12 protein-coding genes and 1 pseudogene are annotated in these 18528 nt (G+C 48.2%); 2 read left to right on the plus strand and 11 right to left on the minus strand.

Annotation, left to right across the window (positions count from 1 at the left end):
• A pseudogene (locus tag AB7D94_RS01030) lies at window positions 1-1201 on the minus strand (hypothetical protein); the annotation flags it as partial.
• 42 nt (window positions 1202-1243) lie between these two features.
• A complete protein-coding gene (locus AB7D94_RS01035) occupies window positions 1244-2974 on the minus strand; it encodes a terminase large subunit (protein ID WP_420263788.1) in 1731 nt (576 codons plus the stop codon).
• Window positions 2975-3333: 359 nt separating this feature from the next.
• Between AB7D94_RS01035 and AB7D94_RS01040 the strand changes: the two genes are divergently transcribed.
• Complete coding sequence (locus tag AB7D94_RS01040) at window positions 3334-4938, plus strand: ArnT family glycosyltransferase (RefSeq protein WP_420263789.1); 1605 nt, start codon at window positions 3334-3336, stop codon at window positions 4936-4938.
• Entirely contained in the window at window positions 4931-5974 is a 1044-nt protein-coding gene (locus tag AB7D94_RS01045) for a molybdopterin-binding protein (RefSeq protein ID WP_420263790.1), read from the plus strand. Before AB7D94_RS01040 ends, AB7D94_RS01045 begins: the two co-directional genes overlap by 8 nt.
• Before the next feature lie 16 nt (window positions 5975-5990).
• Here the strand turns inward: AB7D94_RS01045 and AB7D94_RS01050 are convergent, their stop codons facing one another.
• The 9 genes from AB7D94_RS01050 to recD2 all read right to left on the minus strand — a co-directional run bounded on the left by AB7D94_RS01050 (window position 5991) and on the right by recD2 (window position 18496).
• Window positions 5991-7313, minus strand: coding sequence for a sigma-54-dependent transcriptional regulator (locus tag AB7D94_RS01050; RefSeq protein WP_420263791.1), 1323 nt, complete (start codon window positions 7311-7313; stop codon window positions 5991-5993).
• Window positions 7310-8866: a sensor histidine kinase gene (locus AB7D94_RS01055; protein WP_420263792.1), complete on the minus strand. Its 1557-nt coding sequence runs from the start codon at window positions 8864-8866 to the stop codon at window positions 7310-7312. The genes AB7D94_RS01050 and AB7D94_RS01055 overlap by 4 nt, the downstream gene beginning before the upstream one ends.
• A gap of 131 nt (window positions 8867-8997) precedes the next feature.
• A complete protein-coding gene (locus AB7D94_RS01060) occupies window positions 8998-10791 on the minus strand; it encodes a SulP family inorganic anion transporter (protein WP_420263793.1) in 1794 nt (597 codons plus the stop codon).
• 11 nt (window positions 10792-10802) lie between these two features.
• A complete protein-coding gene (locus AB7D94_RS01065) occupies window positions 10803-11750 on the minus strand; it encodes a universal stress protein (protein WP_420263794.1) in 948 nt (315 codons plus the stop codon).
• Between the two features lie 5 nt (window positions 11751-11755).
• Complete coding sequence (locus AB7D94_RS01070) at window positions 11756-12175, minus strand: universal stress protein (RefSeq protein ID WP_420263795.1); 420 nt, start codon at window positions 12173-12175, stop codon at window positions 11756-11758.
• A gap of 148 nt (window positions 12176-12323) precedes the next feature.
• Complete coding sequence (locus AB7D94_RS01075; RefSeq protein ID WP_420263796.1) at window positions 12324-13658, minus strand: sigma-54-dependent transcriptional regulator; 1335 nt, start codon at window positions 13656-13658, stop codon at window positions 12324-12326.
• The gene (locus AB7D94_RS01080) at window positions 13648-15225 is read right to left on the minus strand and encodes a sensor histidine kinase (protein WP_420263797.1); all 1578 of its coding nucleotides are present in this window, start codon (window positions 15223-15225) and stop codon (window positions 13648-13650) included. The genes AB7D94_RS01075 and AB7D94_RS01080 overlap by 11 nt, the downstream gene beginning before the upstream one ends.
• 21 nt (window positions 15226-15246) lie before the next feature.
• Window positions 15247-16167, minus strand: a complete 921-nt coding sequence (locus AB7D94_RS01085) for an RpnC/YadD family protein (RefSeq protein ID WP_420263798.1) — start codon at window positions 16165-16167, stop codon at window positions 15247-15249.
• A 139-nt stretch (window positions 16168-16306) separates the two neighbouring features.
• Entirely contained in the window at window positions 16307-18496 is a 2190-nt protein-coding gene (gene recD2, locus AB7D94_RS01090; RefSeq protein ID WP_420263799.1) for an SF1B family DNA helicase RecD2, read from the minus strand.
• Between the last annotated feature and the right edge of the window lie 32 nt (window positions 18497-18528).

Raw genomic sequence — 18528 nt, forward strand, 5'->3', positions numbered from 1 at the left:
CTTTGATCTCCCAATTCACTTCGCTTCTCATCTCTAATGGACAATCTGGGTTTATTATCGCACGCGCTATGGCATTACACGCCGTCTGCACATCCTCTATCATCTCACACAGGCCGGTTCCCCAAAACACCCCCGGTATCTCCTCAAATGATACCTTCGAAAAAGGCTTTAACCCCATCGGGTCGGGATTTGGCATCACCTTTAATACCCGTTCGCCACACAGCCACACGCATACATGATACACCGCGCCAGGGTCAATCACCGGCGTGCCAAAATAATCCTCAAACAACGGCGCTAAGGAGTCATCCCCCTCTGCAAGTCCATTCGTCCACGCCAGGATTTGTCCTCCATCTATATCGCCCCAGAATTCGAGGACTTCTATCTTGTCGTCCTTGCCGCCGTTAAATGGGTCGTGTCCGGTTTGCGTGAGGCCGTCGCCTCCTCTCATACGCCCTGATGTCTGCTTTTGGAGAATGCCCTCTCTGTGGTCGCGCAGCACTGCCCTTATGGCCTCATAGTCAAAACCCGGTACTCCTGCAAGGGCGGACATCTGCGACGTGGACAACGTCAGGCGGTCTATCAGATAGCCGTCGTCTATGCCTGAACTTGACGGGCACGGGTAGATATAAAACGGGGAGCGCCTCTCATACTCCGGTACGAGGCGGTTCTCTATGATGTTTGTCCAACTGGTGCCGTTAAAAACCCTTCTTCGAACCTTCTCGATTCTCAGCACGGGGCCTTTGATAAACCCCGCCTTGTATGTGACCACATCGTGGAGGAATTCCTCAATTGCCGTGTACCAGCCGCCCTCGCTGAACTGGGTGTCAATTTTCTTCTTCATCAGACCTGCCGCCGCGAGGGCCTTGTCTTTGATCTGTGCATCGCTGAGCCGTGGGTCGCCTTCTCTTGTCGGCAGCTCCGGTATGGTGTTCGGTTCAATGTCCCACGGGATGTGGTCAGGCTGTACGAGGATATCCTTCAGCCAGGCCTCGGCGTCCCTGCATCGCGCGCCGCTTAAGAGCATGTAGATGAGGCTTCCCCCCACGCGTCTTATCGCCCCAAGTTTTTCGGGGTCGTACTTGCCGGCCCGCTGCCTCAGACTTCTCATCATATGCGTCTCTATTGGTTCCTTTGCTGCTTTTGCCTGCCTCCAACAGTGCGTTACATAAGTGCTGAGTCCCCTTTTAATTGTCACTGCCATTGGTGTCATAACTATCTCCTTGTGAATTAAGATTAAGACGCCTTATGTCCATGCGTCTTCATTGGGTTTAGCAGTCTTGTGCGCCGCGCGTAAAGAGCTGCCGCCGCCTGATGGCAGGGGAAGCGTCTTTCTCACCTGTTTGGCGATTGCCGCAGCCATGACCCTGTCGTCATGTGCCCCTGTGTCCGCGCCATATTTGCCATCCTCACTCTGGACGTACGTCAACATCTCGTCAAACGTCTCGGCTGACATAATGCCGCTTGTGCCATCCCTTATCTCTGAGACAAGGTTGTCAATAATCAGGTGCTTGTTTGATGATGTGGTAAGCCATCCAAAGCGCTTCCTCGACTTTGCCGGAGGCTCGGCGACCATCTCGACATACAGGCGTGGATAGCGTTGCTCTACTATCTTGAGGATGGTCGTCAGACCGTGATTGTTGCGCTCAGGGGCAAGCCACGCCGTGTTGTAGTAGCTACCTATGTGCACGAGCAGTGAGCCGAAAAGGTCGGCGTCCACATGGCCGTGCCAGATGGCTGCCTGTCTGCCTGTAAGGCGCTCCACTACAAAGGCGCATGAGAAATCCCCTCCCGCAAGTCCCTCGGCCACATCCGCCCCGATTACGTACGTAAGACCGTGCACCGGCTCCTCCCAAATCATCAAACTGCCATCCTTGCTGTCTGCCCACTTCATCGTGCCAAAGGCAAAGTCCCTGCGCGCAAGAGGCGGGAGGGCATTGGCCTTCAGTTGTGTGACTTTGTCAATGTCAAAAAGAGACCGCTGTTTGCTTACAAAGGCCTCGCGGGCATTTGAGGGGTACTCCTGCCTGAAGACGTCCAAAGAGCCGCCGCATCGGTTCTCAATGGCCTTTCTGCGCCACAGCAAATGCCCGTTGGTAATGCCGTAGAGACCTTTTAATCCTGATTCCTCTTCGGAAATAGCAGTGCATTTGCCTGATAGCTTATATTTCTTAAACACAAACCACGGGATAAATACTGCCGAGTAGAGATTATCGCGGCTGCCGGATTCGTTAATCTTCATGCGATACTCCGCCTTCCCGCTGTCGTTCAGAAAAACCTCGTAAAAATACCGCGCCTTAAAGAATCGCTCATAGAATTCGCCGGACGGGCCTCTTGCGGTGCTCTCAAAGATGACCTCCGAGTCCTCGTCGTCGGGTACGCACTGAAGCACGCTGGTTAGGAGCTGCGGTGCCTTTTTGGGAGGCCACTTCGCTATCTCTGAAAGCAGGATGTAGTGAATCAACTGCCCTGAGCCGAAGTCGGTCTTGTTTGCGGTGCCTATGCGTATGGCGCTGTCGAGGCCCTGACCCGCCGCGCTGTTGAATTCGAGGTTATGGCTATTATTGTAGAGTTCCGTAGGCTTACACCCGCTTGGGATGTGGCGCTGGAAGCGTTTAACCATGCCGAATAAAAAATCCGTAGCCTCCTTTTCATGGGCAATTATTACGGCGGCGCGGTTAAAGTTCGTCGCGGTTTTCCAGTAAAGCCGCCCGGCGGCCCAGGTGCTTATGCCCTCGCGGCGCGCCTTCAGAATTATCAGACGTACAGGGCGCCCGCTTGCCCTTATGTCTCTGATGATTTCCTCAAGGAGCGCCTGTATCTCGTTTAGTATAAATGGCGCGAGCCTTCCCTCTGTCGTCTGGATTCTGAGAACCGCGCGTGAAAATACTGAAAAGTCCTTATAAAGCTCCCGTTCTTCGTCTGAAATGCCCCACATGACAGGCCACAGGATTCGTTCCTTAGTTGTTTTTTCCATTAGTTTTTTCTCCTAAGACATTGAGGGCGCTGCCCTCAAACTCCCGCAAGGAGGGTAACCCTCCTTGACCTCGTAGTATCATACCCCTCTATATATAGTCAAAATTCGCATGAATGTGGGTTTTAGGCAGTGTTTAAGCCGATCTCCTATTCGCATGAGGTGCGCGGGATGTGTTTTTTGGGCAAACATGCTACAATATTGTATGCGTTATACAATATTGTAGCATGTGATGTCATAATTTACAGGTCAAGGAGGGTTACCCTCCTTGCGGGAGTTTGAGGGCGGCGCCCTCAATGTCTTAATCTTCTGCCCTGATATTTTTTTTTGATATTTTAATCCGTTACCGTTATAATAGCGCCATGAAAGCTGTCACCGGCATTTCTTCAGAAAAGAGCCTTAATATACTGTACGGGTCTTTCTTTGTCCTAACAATAATAACCGTAGTTTTTATACGCGTCAGGCTGCTCGGCATTCCATTGGAGAGAGACGAGGGGGAGTATGCCTATATGGGGCAGCTCATATCTCATGGCGTCATCCCGTACAAAGAGGCTTACAGCATGAAGCTCCCCGGTACCGCCTTTATGTACTCTGTGATTATGTCTGTATTTGGCCGGGGCATTGTTGGTATTCATTTAGGGCTGATGGCGGTAAATTTAGCAGTCTTGCCGGCGTTATTCTTGTTATCTGAGAGGCTTTTTAATGAGCGGGCTGCCCTTGTTGCGTCGGTCTCTTATGCGGCCATTTCTCTTGGTGTGCCGGTGCTTGGGTTTATGGCTCACGCCACGCATTTTGTCACCTTTTTTGCCGTTTGGGGCCTTTATTTCTTATATGTGGCCATTGAGGATAAAAAGAGATGGCTTATAGCGGCCTCAGGCCTGTGTTTAGGGATGGCCTTTTTGATGAAACAACACGGCATATTTTTTATCCTTTTTGCCGTCACATACCTCTTCTTTATGCGAAGCAGGCTTAAGGATTTCATAATCAACGGCCTTATCCTGATGGTTATGTCTGCCGTGCCGTTTGCCATTGCCGTCTTTATTATATACAGGGGTGGGGCCTTCAATAATTTTTGGTTTTGGTGTTTTACTTATTCAGGCAAATATGTATCGAGGTTGTCGTTAATGGACGGCTTGTTGAGATTTAAAATTATGGCCCTGAGGACGGCTGGCCATTTTACCGTTTTCTGGGTTTTCGGCGTTATAGGCTTCTTTATCCTCATCTATAAACAAAGACAAAAGGGAAGACTGTTCATACTACTTTTTTTTCTGTTTTCTTTTTTGTCTCTATCAGCGGGGTTTTATTTCAGGGAACATTACTTTGTTTTAATGATTCCGGCGATTTCGATAACGGCCGCTTATTTTACAGAGCTTCTGAGCAGCGCTCTGGCAATGAAGCCATGGGGTAAGATGCTTCCAATTGTGGTACTATTGATGGGCATGTTATTTACCTTTACAGTGCAGGGCAAATTGTATTTTAAGCTGCCGCCTGATGAGGTATCCCGCGAGGTCTACGGCCTGAATCCATTTGTCGAATCAATAAAGATAGCGCAATATCTTAAGGGCCACGCCCAAAAAGGCGACATGATTGCCATATTGGGTTCAGAACCGCAGATATTATTTTATTCGGGGATTCGTTCGGTAACCGGCTATATTTACATGTACGGACTTATGGAAGACCAGCCGTTCAATCTGCAAATGCAACATGGAATGACTGACGAGATTGAAAAAAACAAACCGGCCTTTATAGTCTTCGTAAAAATCCCCGCGTCGTGGCTTCCCGCTCCGAACGCACCTCTTTATATTTTCGATTGGGCCACAAATTATATCGCTGAAAATTATAACCTTGTCGGGGTTGTTGATTTGATTTACTATGATAATATTGTGTACAAGTTTGACGCTGAGGCATTAAACTATAACCCGTGGTCAAAATACTACGTATGTATATACAGGAGAAAGGATGGATAAGGGCATAAAGGTAGTACCGGTGCGCCAGTCGGTGGGTCTTGTCCTTGCCCATGACATTACGGAAGTCAGGCAGGGAGAGTTTAAAGGCAGGGCATTCAAAAAAGGCCATGTCGTAACAGACCAGGACATAGAGCACCTTGAGAGGCTGGGCAAGGAACACCTGTTCCTGCTTGACATAGGAGACGATGAGCTTCACGAAAATGACGCGGCGTTATTGATGGCCAACGCATTGACAAACAACCAGGCAAGCGGCGTATCCTTCGACGCTGAACCTAAGGAGGGAAAGGTAACCCTCGTCGCTCACATTAATGGCCTTTTCAAGGTTAATAAAGACGCGCTCATGGGGTTTAATATGCTTGGCGAGGTGATGTGCGCGACCTTGCATACTAACACCGTGGTTGCGAAGGGACAGACGGTTGGAGGTGTGCGGGCAATCCCGCTCGTGATAAAAAAGGAACTCGTTGATAATGCGGTAAAAGAGTGTCAACGTGCCCCGGTGTTGTCGGTACTGGGAATGCGTAGGCCTAAGGCCGGGATTGTCATAACGGGAAACGAGGTCTACACGGGCAAGATTCGGGATACTTTTTTACCTGTGGTCAGAGAAAAAATCAGGCAGTGTAACGGTGTGATTGTCGGCCAGTACTTCGCCCCGGACGACAAGGAGTTCATTGCACAGAAGTTGGTGGAGCTTGCGGCGGGGGGGGCGGACCTCCTGATAACTACGGGGGGGCTTTCAGTTGACCCTGATGACGTCACATCGGCGGCAGTTCGCAGCCTTCCGGTTACGGACGTGTTATACGGCGCTTCGGCGCTCCCCGGGGCTATGTTTATGATTGCATATATGAATGGCCTGATTCCAATACTATGTATACCGGCGTGTGGTATGTATCACAAGATAACGGTATTTGACCTGATACTACCGCGTGTTTTGGCGGGTGAGCATATTGACAGGCGCGCGCTTGCTGAAATGGGACACGGCGGCCTGTGTTTGAACTGCAAGGAGTGCAGGTATCCGGTTTGTCCATTCGGGAAATAATGATATAGCGCTGGGGCTATTCTTTAAGCAGCCGCCACAGGCTGGTGCGCGATATGCCGAGGGCGTCTGCGGCCATAGACTTATTGCCGCCAAACTGTTCTATCACATTGTCTATGTAATTTTTCGTGAGCTGCTCGATAGTGAGGATTTTGTCCGGGTTGAGTGTCTCAATTTTAAAAAGGGAGATGCCCTGCGGCAGGCTTCCTCTTGTTATTGCCTCTGTGGTTTCTATGATAACAGCCCGTTCGATTATATTTTCAAGTTCCCGAACGTTACCGGGGAAATCGTATTCCATGAGTGTTTTCATGGCGTCCGGCGTTATGGCGGTTATGTTTTTTTTATATTTCAGAGAATACTTCTGAAGGAAGAAACTGCAAAGTGGCGCAATATCGTCCCTTCGCTCCCTTAACGATGGGATTGCCATGTCCATGACATTGAGCCGGTAGTACAGGTCCTCTCTGAACTGGCCGGAGGCCGTCAGGGTTTTGATATTTTGATTCGTTGCGGCTATAAACCTGACGTCCACCTTAATCAACTTTGTCCCTCCCACACGGTAGAACTCGCCGTCTTCGATGGCCTTCAGAAGTCTCGCCTGCAGGTTTACCGGCATCTCCGATATTTCATCAAGAAACAAGGTACCGCAGTGGCTTAACTCCATAAGGCCTTTTTTAGCGGCAACCGCCCCTGTAAACGCACCCTTTTCGTGGCCAAATAGTTCACTGGCAAGCAGTTCCTCGGTCAACACCGCACAGTTGATTCCAATAAATGGCTTGTCTTTCCGGCTGCTCAGGTGGTGAATCAGTTTGGATACCTGGCCCTTGCCTGAGCCTGTTGCCCCTGAGAGCATCACATTACAGTCAGAATTCTTTAGTTTATCAATCGTATCCATAATCTGCCGCATTGCGGCGCTCTTAAAGACAAAGGGAATCTTGCCTGACAGGCCGGCTGACACCCTAAGCGCCTCGATTTCCCTTTTCATAGAATGCTTCTCTTTTATTTTCGATAATTTAACAAGCATGTCGTCTATGTTAAATGGCTTTGTGATATAATCCTCGGCGCCGTCTTTTATGGCCGCCACCGCCGCCGCCACCGTGCCATAGCCGGTTATGATGATAACGCTGATTTCGGGGTACTTATCCCGGATGATTGAAAATAGTTCAAGGCCGTCCATATCCGGCATTTTTATATCTGTGATGACTACCTGATACTGCCTTTTTTCTATCTCTTCTAAAGCCGATAGCCCGTTTGTCACGCCGCGTGTGCTATAACCCTCATCTTCCAGCGCGTAAATCAGGTGTTTTCTTGATACATCCTCGTCCTCAGCTATCAGTATGTTCACAACTCCTCCGGTTTATCCCTTAGCGGCAGTGTCACGGTGAAGGTGGTGCCGACATCGGGAGCGCTCTCAACTGTGATTGTGCCCTTGTGGTTTTTAATTATGTTATATGTGATAAAAAGCCCCAGTCCTGTGCCGCTGCCTTTATTTGTAAAAAATGGCTCAAAGACCCTTTCAATATCACCCTCTGCTATGCCTGCCCCTGTGTCTGATATCTTTATTACCGCCTCGTCGGGTGTTGTGGCAATTGTTACCCTAAGGGTGCCGCTGCCTCTCATAGCGTCAACCGCGTTGACAAACAAATTAATAAACACCTGCTCCAGTTGCGGGCGGCTGGCGCTGATAAATCCATCGCCCTCAATAGAGAAAACTATACTGCTCAGGTCTGCCGAGGCGCCAAGTCTTTTATATGTGTCAGCGAGGAGGCTGTACAGTTCAAACTGCTCATATTGCGGCCTTTTATTTTTCGCAAAATCCATGAGGTCGCCAACAATTTTTTTCATGCGCATAGTCTGGGAGTGAATATCTTGTACCGAATCGGTGATTATCTCCGGGTATGCACCCTTAGAAACTACCCTGTGCAGGGTTTGGGCGGCGAGGTGGATATTATTTAGTGGATTATTCAGCTCATGGGCGACACCTGATGACAGGGTGCCAAGGGCTGAAAGCTGCCGCGACTGATGCAGTTGCTCATCCTTGCTATTGATTTGGTCCTGCCGGTGCCTTAGCTCCTCAGACATCTTATTAAACACCCCCTTGAGGTGTTCAACCTCATCCATAGTTCCATCCATAGGAAGAGATGGAAAGTACCCATGCGAGGCCTTGTCCATCATGTTTTCGAGTTCCTTGAGGCGGATTACCACCTTTCGGCTTACCTTAAATAGCAGCGCAATGCCCAGGGCAAACGACACCGGTATAATAACAAGGGCGCTGTACTGCGTGATTTTAATAAGATATTCGATTCGGTTTCGCGCGCTTCTGTCGAGGTTCTTAGACGTTGATATGAGTTCGTCCCCCTGTTTTCTTAACACAGCCACATCTTTAGCGAGGGCGCGAAGGAGATTTATCGCGTCGCCATTGTTTTGTGGAAACGCTTGCCTGAGCAGTTCCATGTTTTCAAGGGGATGCTCACGGTATGTTGTGCTGACAAGAGGCAGCATAAAGAGGAGGCGTGACCCTTGCCGGACTAACTCGTCTTTGGCTTTTTGAAATTCAATAGATTTACCAAGAATATCTTCAAATGTGCCGGAGTATTTACCTATTTTTTCATTTAGCTCCTTAAGCGAGGCGTCCGCCCTGACTTTAACATTCTCAGACTGGACAATGTCCCTAAGTTCCTCTGTGAAATTCAGGACATCCTCCGCGGCGGAGTCGTCACCGTTGAGGAAGTTCTTCTCATATCTCCTCATTTCAAGGGTCTTGTTTCTTACCCTGTCTGTTGTCTCAAGGGTTCGGATGTCTTCTATGATTTTAATGAAGTCCCCATAGGCCAAAATGAACAGTATCGCCATGAGAGAAAAACTTGCCGTGAAACTCAGGATTATCTTTCTGGACATAGTTTATTTCTTAAAACCCACCTGATTAAATATATATAACCCTCCTTCCATCTGTCAACGCGGCAGACAGGATAAAGGGAAAGGGGATATCTCATCCACCCTTTCCCTCAAAACCCGGGCCGCCTTCCGCTTTAGCTTTGAAGTACGGTACTTTGTGGCAGATGAATGCATGACTCTATTTCGTGAGACCTTGCGTCAGCCTTTTTGGCGTCACACTCCCAGAACACCCTGTGTGGGCACTCGCTGCACACGCCCGTGTCAAGGTTTGAGACGAGTGTTTCTATGGCGTGCTCTTTGGATTCGAAGATATGGTCGTGGCGAATTTCCTCTATTGCCCCGCTTCGCTCCATCAGGCTCATCATAGGGGCCTTGATGCCGCAGAAATATATGTCCTTGTTGTTTCGCCTGTGCTCGTCAACCATGTGGACAAGGGTCTCTACGCCAGCAAGGTCTATCTGGTTTATGCTTGAACAGATGATTAACATGGTGTGCTGAGTTGGCGAAAAACTCTGTAGCCTAGCAATATTTTCCTCGACATGGCTCATCGCGGCGAAGTATAAATCGCCGTCTATCATAATCAACCCCAGTTGAGGACACTGAGGCAAAAATGGGTCGGTTACTAACTGGCGGTTGTGAATCTCCGGTATTCTTGGAAGCACCTTTGGCCTCGCTGTCTTGTTCAGGTACAGGCCTATTGACAGAAGCGCTCCGACATAGATGGCAAATTCCAGCTCAAGAAACAGCGTGGATAAAAACGTCACGGTCATCACTGCCGCATCCTGCTTGGACAGGCGAAATGTGCTCTTTATGTGGTGGAAGTCAATGAGGTTATAGGCCACAACAAGTATCACGGCGGCCATTGCGGCTATGGGCAGATATGCGGCATATGATACAACAAACATCAGTATTGCCATAAGCCATGCGGCCGCGAATATTGCCGCGGCAGGGGATTTCGCACCGGCTGAGAAGTTTACGCCGCTTCTGGTAAATGACCCTGAGGCCGCATAAGACGAGAAAAACGACCCAACGATGTTTGACAGTCCCTGGCCAATGAACTCCTGGTTGCCGTCTATCTTCTGCCCTGACTTAAGGGCGACCGAGCGTGCGATTGATACCGCCTCCATAAGCCCAAGCATGGCTATGGCCATCGCCGGCGTGGAAAGCACCCGCATTGACTCCATTGAAAAGGTCGGCAGACCAAAATGAGGAATGGCCGAAGGGAGCGCTCCAACTACCTTTACACCCTTTTCCTGCCAGCCCATAGAAACTGTCAGCACAGCCCCGCCCACCATCGCAAAGAGCATTGACGGCCACTTAGGACGAAACTTGCGCACGAACAAAACTATAAACAGCGTCACAACGGCCGTTGCTAGTGAGTAGATATTTATATCGTGGATATTTTTTATCAACAACGCTATGTTATCGGTAAATTCAGCCGCATTCTTGTATTGCAGCCCAAAGAGGTGTTTCAGTTGGCTTGAGGCGATTAATATGGCAGCCCCTGTGGTAAACCCGATAACTACTGAATGGGAGACGAAGTTTATCAGGCCTCCCAACCGCGCCGCCCCCAGTATAAATTGAAACACCCCTGTCATCAGGGTCAAAAGGAGGACAAGCTCGATGTAATGGTTTGAGCCAGGCTCGGCCATCGCGGAGATACTTGCAAATATGACCAGAGAAATGGCCGTCGTTGGGCCTGATATCAAGTGCTTAGATGACCCGAAAAGCGCCGCGATTACCGCCGGTATCATTGCCGAGTAAAGGCCGTATTCAGGCGGCATCCCCGCTATCATCGCAAAGGCAACGCCCTGCGGCAGCACCACTACCGCACCTGTCAAACCCGCGAACAGGTCGTCCTTCCATGTCTTTCTTACGCCCGGAATCCACTTGAGAAACGGAAATATTGATGTTAATGTATGTTTCATTTCTGATTTCATCATCTCACCACCATCACTGAATTTTCTGCGGCTATAACTACATTAAAAACGGTCCCGCCCATAAAGAAGCGCTTTTTAAGACCGCTTTGCCCTTTGCCGTTTAGTACGATGACCGAATAATTTCTGCCATATTTTATGAGTTCCTCAACAGGGTCCCCTATGGCAGTTTTTATTTCGGCTGCGCCAAGGCCAAATGACTTTAATATCCTCTGCCCTTCTTCGACTATCCTTATGGCCTTTGACTCATCTTGCGGACGCCTTGCAACCGACATTAAAGACACCGGACAACTGCACCTTGAGGCCAGCATTACATCTTTGTGCATCATCACATAGGCCTCCTCAGAGCCGTCCAGCCCTACGAGGTGGCCGTGTCCTGCCTCCAATTCCCTCGCAACGAGTACCGAACACTGGGCGTGCACTACTACTTTCTGTACCTCTGAGGATAGAAATATCCTGCTTAGACCGCTGCGTTTTGACGCCCCAATGATAACCAGATTGTAACCGCCGTTTTCTATTTCGTCGAGGATTTCGCCGGCCGCGTTTCTGCCCTGTTTCAGCTTGAGGTTTATCACCTCACCTCCGGGGCCGCGGTGGGTTATCTGGAAATCTCCAAAGAGATCACCGTCAAAATTGCCCCCTTGCTCCGCTGACCAGTCCTCCGCCATCCAGCCATGTGCTATCAACCCCAGCCGCGCCTCCTCAAGATAACGTATTTCAGGTATTGACATGCCCAGGCTCCTGCTGCCGAATTTTTCCTCCATAGCGCCGACGGCAACCAGCTCTCTGTCCCGGTTTTCAGGGTCGTCTTCGCCACCCTTACACACGTGAAATATCGTTATCTCCGCCCCTATACCCTTGCCTAACTTTGCCCCGTAGCGCATGCCCCTCATGGCCTCCGCGGAGCCGTCCGTGCATATCAGCAATTTAAATGACTTTCCTCTTTCCATAGCCGTTATATCCTCACTAACAACACAGGACATGGGGCATTGTCTATCACTTTTTCAACCGTGTTGCCCTGTATCAGCCTTTTTATACGATTGGATTTATGTACGCCCATCACGATTAAATCGCAGCGTTCCTCTTCGGCGGCCTCAATGATTTTTTCGTGCGGGCTGCCGTACTCAAGCCTGGTCTTTACAGGGGAGAGCTTATTGGCCGAGAACTCCTCTATCTCAGAGCGTATCTTGTCGCTGTCAGAGGTCATCGCCCCCTTAATATTCTTAATACCAGTTAAGTTGATGTCGCCTTCGTAGTTCGGCAGCACCTTAAGAATCGTCACCCAACACTTTTCCTTTGCCGCCAACTCCAACCCTTGTTTGATTACCTCTTTGGAATTTCCCACCGCTATTAATAGCTTTCTATAACCTTTCATGATGCTTCCTCCTGTTGATACATGATTTTTGTTCATTAACTTAATTACAATAGATAAGTGCAGGATTCATGCCAGGCTATAACTGATTGATTTTAAAGCGATTTATTAATGACAGGTACGGCGTGGGCGTTTATAATCTAAACGGACGTTAACACTCCTCTTTGATTATCTTCCATAGGCTTGTCCTCGATATTCCCAGCATCTCGGCGGCCTTTGTCTTATTGCCTCCGAGGTACTCGACTATTTTCATGGCGTATTCCTTGTTGAGTTCGTCAATGGTCTTAATGGCGTCAAGCCTTACGACATCAGGGGCAAGGATGGATAGTTTCTGCGGCAGGCTTTCAGGGGTTATCAGATTGGTGTTTTCGAGAATTACCGCCCGCTCTATGATGTTCTCCAGCTCTCTTACGTTGCCCGGATAGTTGTAGTTCATAAGGATTTCCATTGCCTTACTCGTAAAGGCCGTTATTTTTTTGTTGCATCTTGGGGCGTGTTTTTTTAGGAAATAGAGGCAAAGCTCGTTAATATCGTTTATCCTTTCTCTGAGGGGCGGGATAGTTATCTCCATGACGTTTAATCGGTAGTAGAGGTCTTCTCTGAATTTCCCCGTTGACAGGAGGTTTGTAATGTTTTTATTCGTTGCCGCAATGATTCTGACGTTTACCTTAATAGATTTGACGCCGCCGACTCTGAAAAACTCCCCCTCTTCGATAAACAGAAGGAGTTTTGCCTGAAGATTTGGGGAAAGCTCGGCTATCTCATCAAGGAAAAGAGTGCCGGAGTCGGCTATCTCAACCAGTCCTTGCTTGGTTTTCAGAGCGCCCGTAAACGCCCCTGCCTCATAGCCAAACAGCTCGCTGCTCAGGAGTTCCTCTGTGAGCGTGGCGCAGTTTATAGACAGGTATGGCCTGTCCTGCCTCTTGCCTGAGTAATGTATCAACCGGGCTATGAGGCTTTTGCCAACGCCGCTTTCGCCGGTTAATATGAGATTACAGTCGGAGCCTTTCATGCTTTCTATCAGTGTGACGATTCGCTTCATCCCGGGGCTATTGGCCGTGACGCTAAACTTCTTGTTTATAGCGAGTGCAGCCTTTAATGCGGTATTTTCCCTCTGCATCAGCTTGCGTTCTTTAAGTTTGGATACCTTAAGGATTAACTCGTCAAGCTCGAACGGTTTGGTGATGTAGTCTGAGGCACCCTTTCTCATGGCCTCAACGGCTGATTCGATACTGCCGAAGGCCGTGATGATTATTACCTCAATTTCGGGATATTTTTCTTTTATTATCTCAAGAAGTCTGATACCGTTTAACTTTGGCATTTTTATGTCTGAAATCAGGACATGGAAGCTGCCCTTTTCGATTTTAGCAAGGGCATCCTCTCCATCTCTTGCTGTTACCGTTTCATATCCCTCTTTCTCTAAGACATAAACGATATGGTTTAGCGTTATCTCTTCGTCTTCAGCTACAAGTATCTTAAGTTTCACTCTTCTGTCCACCTGTCGGCAACGTAATCACGAAAGTTGTTGATCTTCCAGGTTCGCTTTCCACTTTCAGGTCGCCGTCGTGTTTTTTTACTATATTATATACTATTGCAAGCCCTAAACCGGTACCTTTGTCTTTCGTTGTAAAAAAAGGCTCAAATATTTTCTCTACATCCTCCATAGGAATCCCTCCTCCAGTGTCCGAGATCCTTATTTTTACCATACCGTCCACATTTTCAACGCTTACCGACAGCACACCGCGGTTTTCCATTGCCTCTACCGCGTTTAAAAACAGATTGATAAACACCCTTTCTATCTGCTCCGAATCGACGAAGATGACGGCATTGTCTCCTTCAAGTTCAAATTCGATTTGTTTAACATCCACCACGAAGGCTATTTGTTTATACGCGTTATCAATTAACGAATAAACATCCACGTTCACGGCGACGATCTTCCTGCCTCGCGCAAATTCAAGCAGGTCGCCTATAATGAATTTAACGCGTTTGGTTTGTCCGAGTACATCTTCGGTGATTTTTCTAAGAAACGGAGAGGCACTGTCTCCTATTTCCCTTAAGAGCACCTGTGCCGAGAGATAAATATTATTTAGGGGATTGTTGAGTTCATGCGCCACACCGGAGGCCAGCGTTCCTATGGCGGCAAGTTTTCTGCTTTGAAGAAGCTCTTCGCTTTTTATCTGTAGCTCTTTTTCTCTTTGCGTTATTTGATTTTCCATTTCATAAAATTTTTGAAACAGAATCCCAAGCTCATCTCTGTCGTGAAGCATTTCCGATTCAGGGCGTGAGCCGCTCATAAAAAACCCTTTCCCAGCGTTTTCCACAATTTTTACCAGGCGATTCAGCCGGTTTGCCAAATTATTGCTGATAATAAACAGCATTCCCAGCCCAACGACGAAAAAAAGCGGCAATAACACAAGTATGGCAAGCTGCGACGTGCGCACAGCTCCGTCAACCTTGCCGCGGGCTGCCCTGTCCAGCTCATTTGCCGAGTTTACAATGTTTTCCCCTATCTTTCTTAGTGTGTATATATCGGCGTCAAGGGTTTTTAATCCCATTACGAGGGAATCTTTGGGGGACAGCACGGCGGTCTTTTCAAGGAACTCACCAGCCTTCAGCGGTATATCAGTAAATGTAGATTCTATGAGGGAAATAAGTCCTTTGTCCATGTTGGTCAGGGATATCTGTCTCTTTAAAATATTTACTGACGATTCTATTTTTGTGAATACCACTTCGTACTGTCTGACTAGTTCATGGAGGGTGGACAGACTTTCTTTTTTATTTATTGCCAACTGTTGAAAAAGGATTTCGTTTAAATCGTTCAGGTAATGATAGACCAGACGGGATTCGTCGTCCGCCTCTGAGGAACCGTAGAGAAAAAAATTCTTTTCATGCCTTCGCAGTTGAAGACATTTACCGCGTATAGTGTCAGTCGTCTCAAGATATGCGATTTCATTTTTAATTTTAATGAAATTGGCATACTCAATTGCCGACAAGAAGATGACTATAACGCCCGTCGCCATGAAACTCATGAGTATTTTATTTTTCAGTGACATTGTGCTGGCTTCTATGATACCTCAATCTGCGGCGATAGATGTCCTTGTCTTCCCAAAAAATCCTTTCAACTCATCCAGAGAATCGGTTTTCTTGATAAGATTCTTGAATTCCACCAATTTATCTATGGAATCTACAACTCTAAGCATATCCATCAACGCTACTGCTGCGCAACCATATTTGAGCTCAAGCATACCTTCCACTCCCTCAAGCAAGCCCTTCCGTTGCCCCTCAAGTAAGCCTCTCTCAATGCCTCTTTCAATGCCTTTCTCAATGCCTTTCTCAATGCCCTGCTTAAACCTTACATCTCTCTCTAAATCATATACTAATGCCATCGCCTCTGCCTCCTCAGACACTTCGCCCTGTAAATCCCTCAACTGCGACAGGACTTCCACTTGTCTTATATACTTGCCCCGGAGCGTTTCCTCCGGCACCAGTTCCCTTAATCGGCTGAGTATCTCTCTTATGAATATTTTAACACCTTTCTTCTGATAATTGCACAAGATAGAGATTATTACCTCTTCTGGTTTATCTGAATGTAAGAACTTTCCGCAATCAACATCGCGCATATCAATCAGATTATACCTATGGGCCGTTGTTTCAGAGGAGAGGCTGGCTTTCATCGTAAGCGGCTCATTCCCAATGTAAAACACGTATTGCATCGGCGCAATCCCGTGAACCTCCGTCAGATAAACCCAATACCGCAGCTCCCGATATACCATCTTCGAATAGTTGGTCGCCTGAAATTCGATATGTAAAATAGAAGTGGATCCATCTTCAAATTCTACCCGCAAAATAAAGTCGGCTTCGCGTTCGTTCGTTATCTGAAGTTTAGTCTCTATCGCGGTGGATTTCACAATTTTCAACCCGATCACTTTCGTTATCAGGGTATCCACGACATCCTTCAGGATTTCTTTCAGAATTTTATCATAGCGTTTAGACATTTTGCGGTATTATAACATTTGGAGAAGTTTAAGTGATTTTATTCACTTGCATATAAAAACATGGAAGCCAACTACTACACCTGTGACCCTTGCAATGCAGAAGCAGATTACTTTTAGTTAAGCGTTATACACGTTGTCTTTAGCACAGCCGTTCTTTAAGATAGGTATATCTGTGGCGCGGTTTGTTGTTGTTTATCGCTATGAAGACGGCCTTTTTTGTGCCAAGCAGGATTACTAGGCGTTTGCCCCTTGTGACGCCCGTGTAGAGCAGGTTTCTCTGGAGCATTATGTACTGCTGTGTGTGAACCGGCATTATTACTGCCGGGTACTCGCTGCCCTGTGATTTATGTACAGTTACCGCGTAGGCAAGGGTTATCTCGTCCAGCTCTGTGTAGTCGTAGGCCGCGACCTTGCCGTCAAAGTTTACGGAGATTTCGTGGTCTTCCGTGCTAATCGCCACGATTTTGCCTATGTCGCCGTTAAATACGTCCTTGTCATAATTATTTACCAGTTGCATGACCTTGTCGCCTGCCCGGAATACGCGTCCACCCCTTATGATTTCAACACCCTTTGGGTTTAGGGCATTTTGCAGCTCCGTGTTGAGGTTAACCGCGCCGAGCTGCCCTTTATACATCGCCGTGAGGACCTGGATGTCTTTAAATGGGTCAAACTTGAATTTCTCCGGAATTTTTTCTTTACAGAGGGAGACTATTCTCTGTACGATACCCTCCGGTTCGTCCATTTCGAGAAAATAAAAATCCCGATACTGCTCCATGTCGTTTGCCAGAATGGGGAACTCGCCACTGTTTATCTTGTGGGCATTGACAACGATTAGTGAGCGCTGTGACTGCCTGAATATCTCGTTGAGCCTCACAACGGCCACTACCCCTGAATCAATTATGTCTCTGAGGACACTTCCCGCCCCAACTGACGGGAGTTGATCTATGTCGCCAACAAGGATTAGTGTACAATGCGGCGGCAGTGCCTTCAAAAAGTGATGCATTAGTATAGTGTCCACCATAGAGACTTCGTCAAGGACAACTAAGCCCGCGTCAAGGGGGTTTTTATCTGTTTTTTTAAACGCACCGTCTTTTGGGCTGAAGTCCAGAAGGCGGTGAATAGTCTTCGCGTCGTCACCGGTTGCCTCGGCCATACGCTTGGCGGCACGTCCCGTCGGGGCGGCAAGCAGGACGCGCTGCCCAAGCCGCTTGTATATCTTTATTATAGAGTTGATTATCGTTGTCTTTCCCGTGCCAGGCCCGCCGGTTATCACCAGCACCTTACTATTAAACGACATCTTTACGGCCATTGCCTGATTCTCCGCAAGCGTGATAGACAGCTCCTTTTGCACCCATTGCAGGGCCTTATCCTCGTCAAAAATATACGGTGAGGTGACAGTCGTAAGTAGTTTCTTCAGATTGGCCGCCACTGAGGTCTCCGATGTGTAAAACTTTGCCAGATAGACGGCCTTATTTTCACTGCCGTTTATCACCTCAAATACGATATGTTTGGCAGAGGCCGCCGCGTTCATCGCATTTATTACCAGTTCACGTTCTATATCAAGAACCTTCATACACTCCTCAGCAAGAAGCTCAATGGGATAATACACATGCCCATCGTCGGCAAGCTGATGGAGGACATATAATATGCCGGATTCTGCCCGCAGCGGTGAGTCCTTTGCAAAGCCAAGTTTTGCCGCTATCTTATCCGCGGTAATGAAGCCAACCCCATATATATCTGTTGCCAGTTGGTAGGGGTTTGTCTTTACTACTTCGATGGAGTTATGTCCATACTGCTTGAAAATCTTTATGGCGTATGCGCTGCTCACCCCGTGGGATTGCAAAAAGAGCATAATCTCTTTGACTTCCCGCTGCTCTACCCACGCGGACCTGATCATTAAGACGCGCTTTTCGCCAATTCCATCTACCTCTTTAAGCCTCTCAACGGTCTCCTCAATTATGTCGAGTGTCTTTTCAGCAAACTTCGCAACGAGGCGCTTTGCCAGCACCGGGCCGATTCCCTTTATCAGGCCGGAGCCGAGATATTTCTCAATCCCAACCACCGTGGCCGGTGTGATGGATGTGTAGGAGTTTACCTTGAACTGCTGCCCATACCTGGGGTGGTTAACCCATGCCCCCCGCAGGCGAAGCACTTCGCCCGGATTGATAGACAGGAGATTTCCAGCAACGGTTACAAGGTCCCTCTGGCCGGCAACTGAAACCTTGACGATGCTGAAGGCGTTTTCCTCGTTGGCGTACGTGATACGCTCGACCTGCCCTTGTATCTCGGTCTCCTGCCGGGGCTGCTGAGTTTTGCGAAAATTTGACATATGCCCGCGTTTATACTATCATAATGTCAACA

Source organism: Candidatus Magnetominusculus dajiuhuensis (assembly GCF_046044395.1).
Taxonomy (GTDB): Bacteria; Nitrospirota; Thermodesulfovibrionia; order Thermodesulfovibrionales; family Magnetobacteriaceae; genus Magnetominusculus; species Magnetominusculus dajiuhuensis.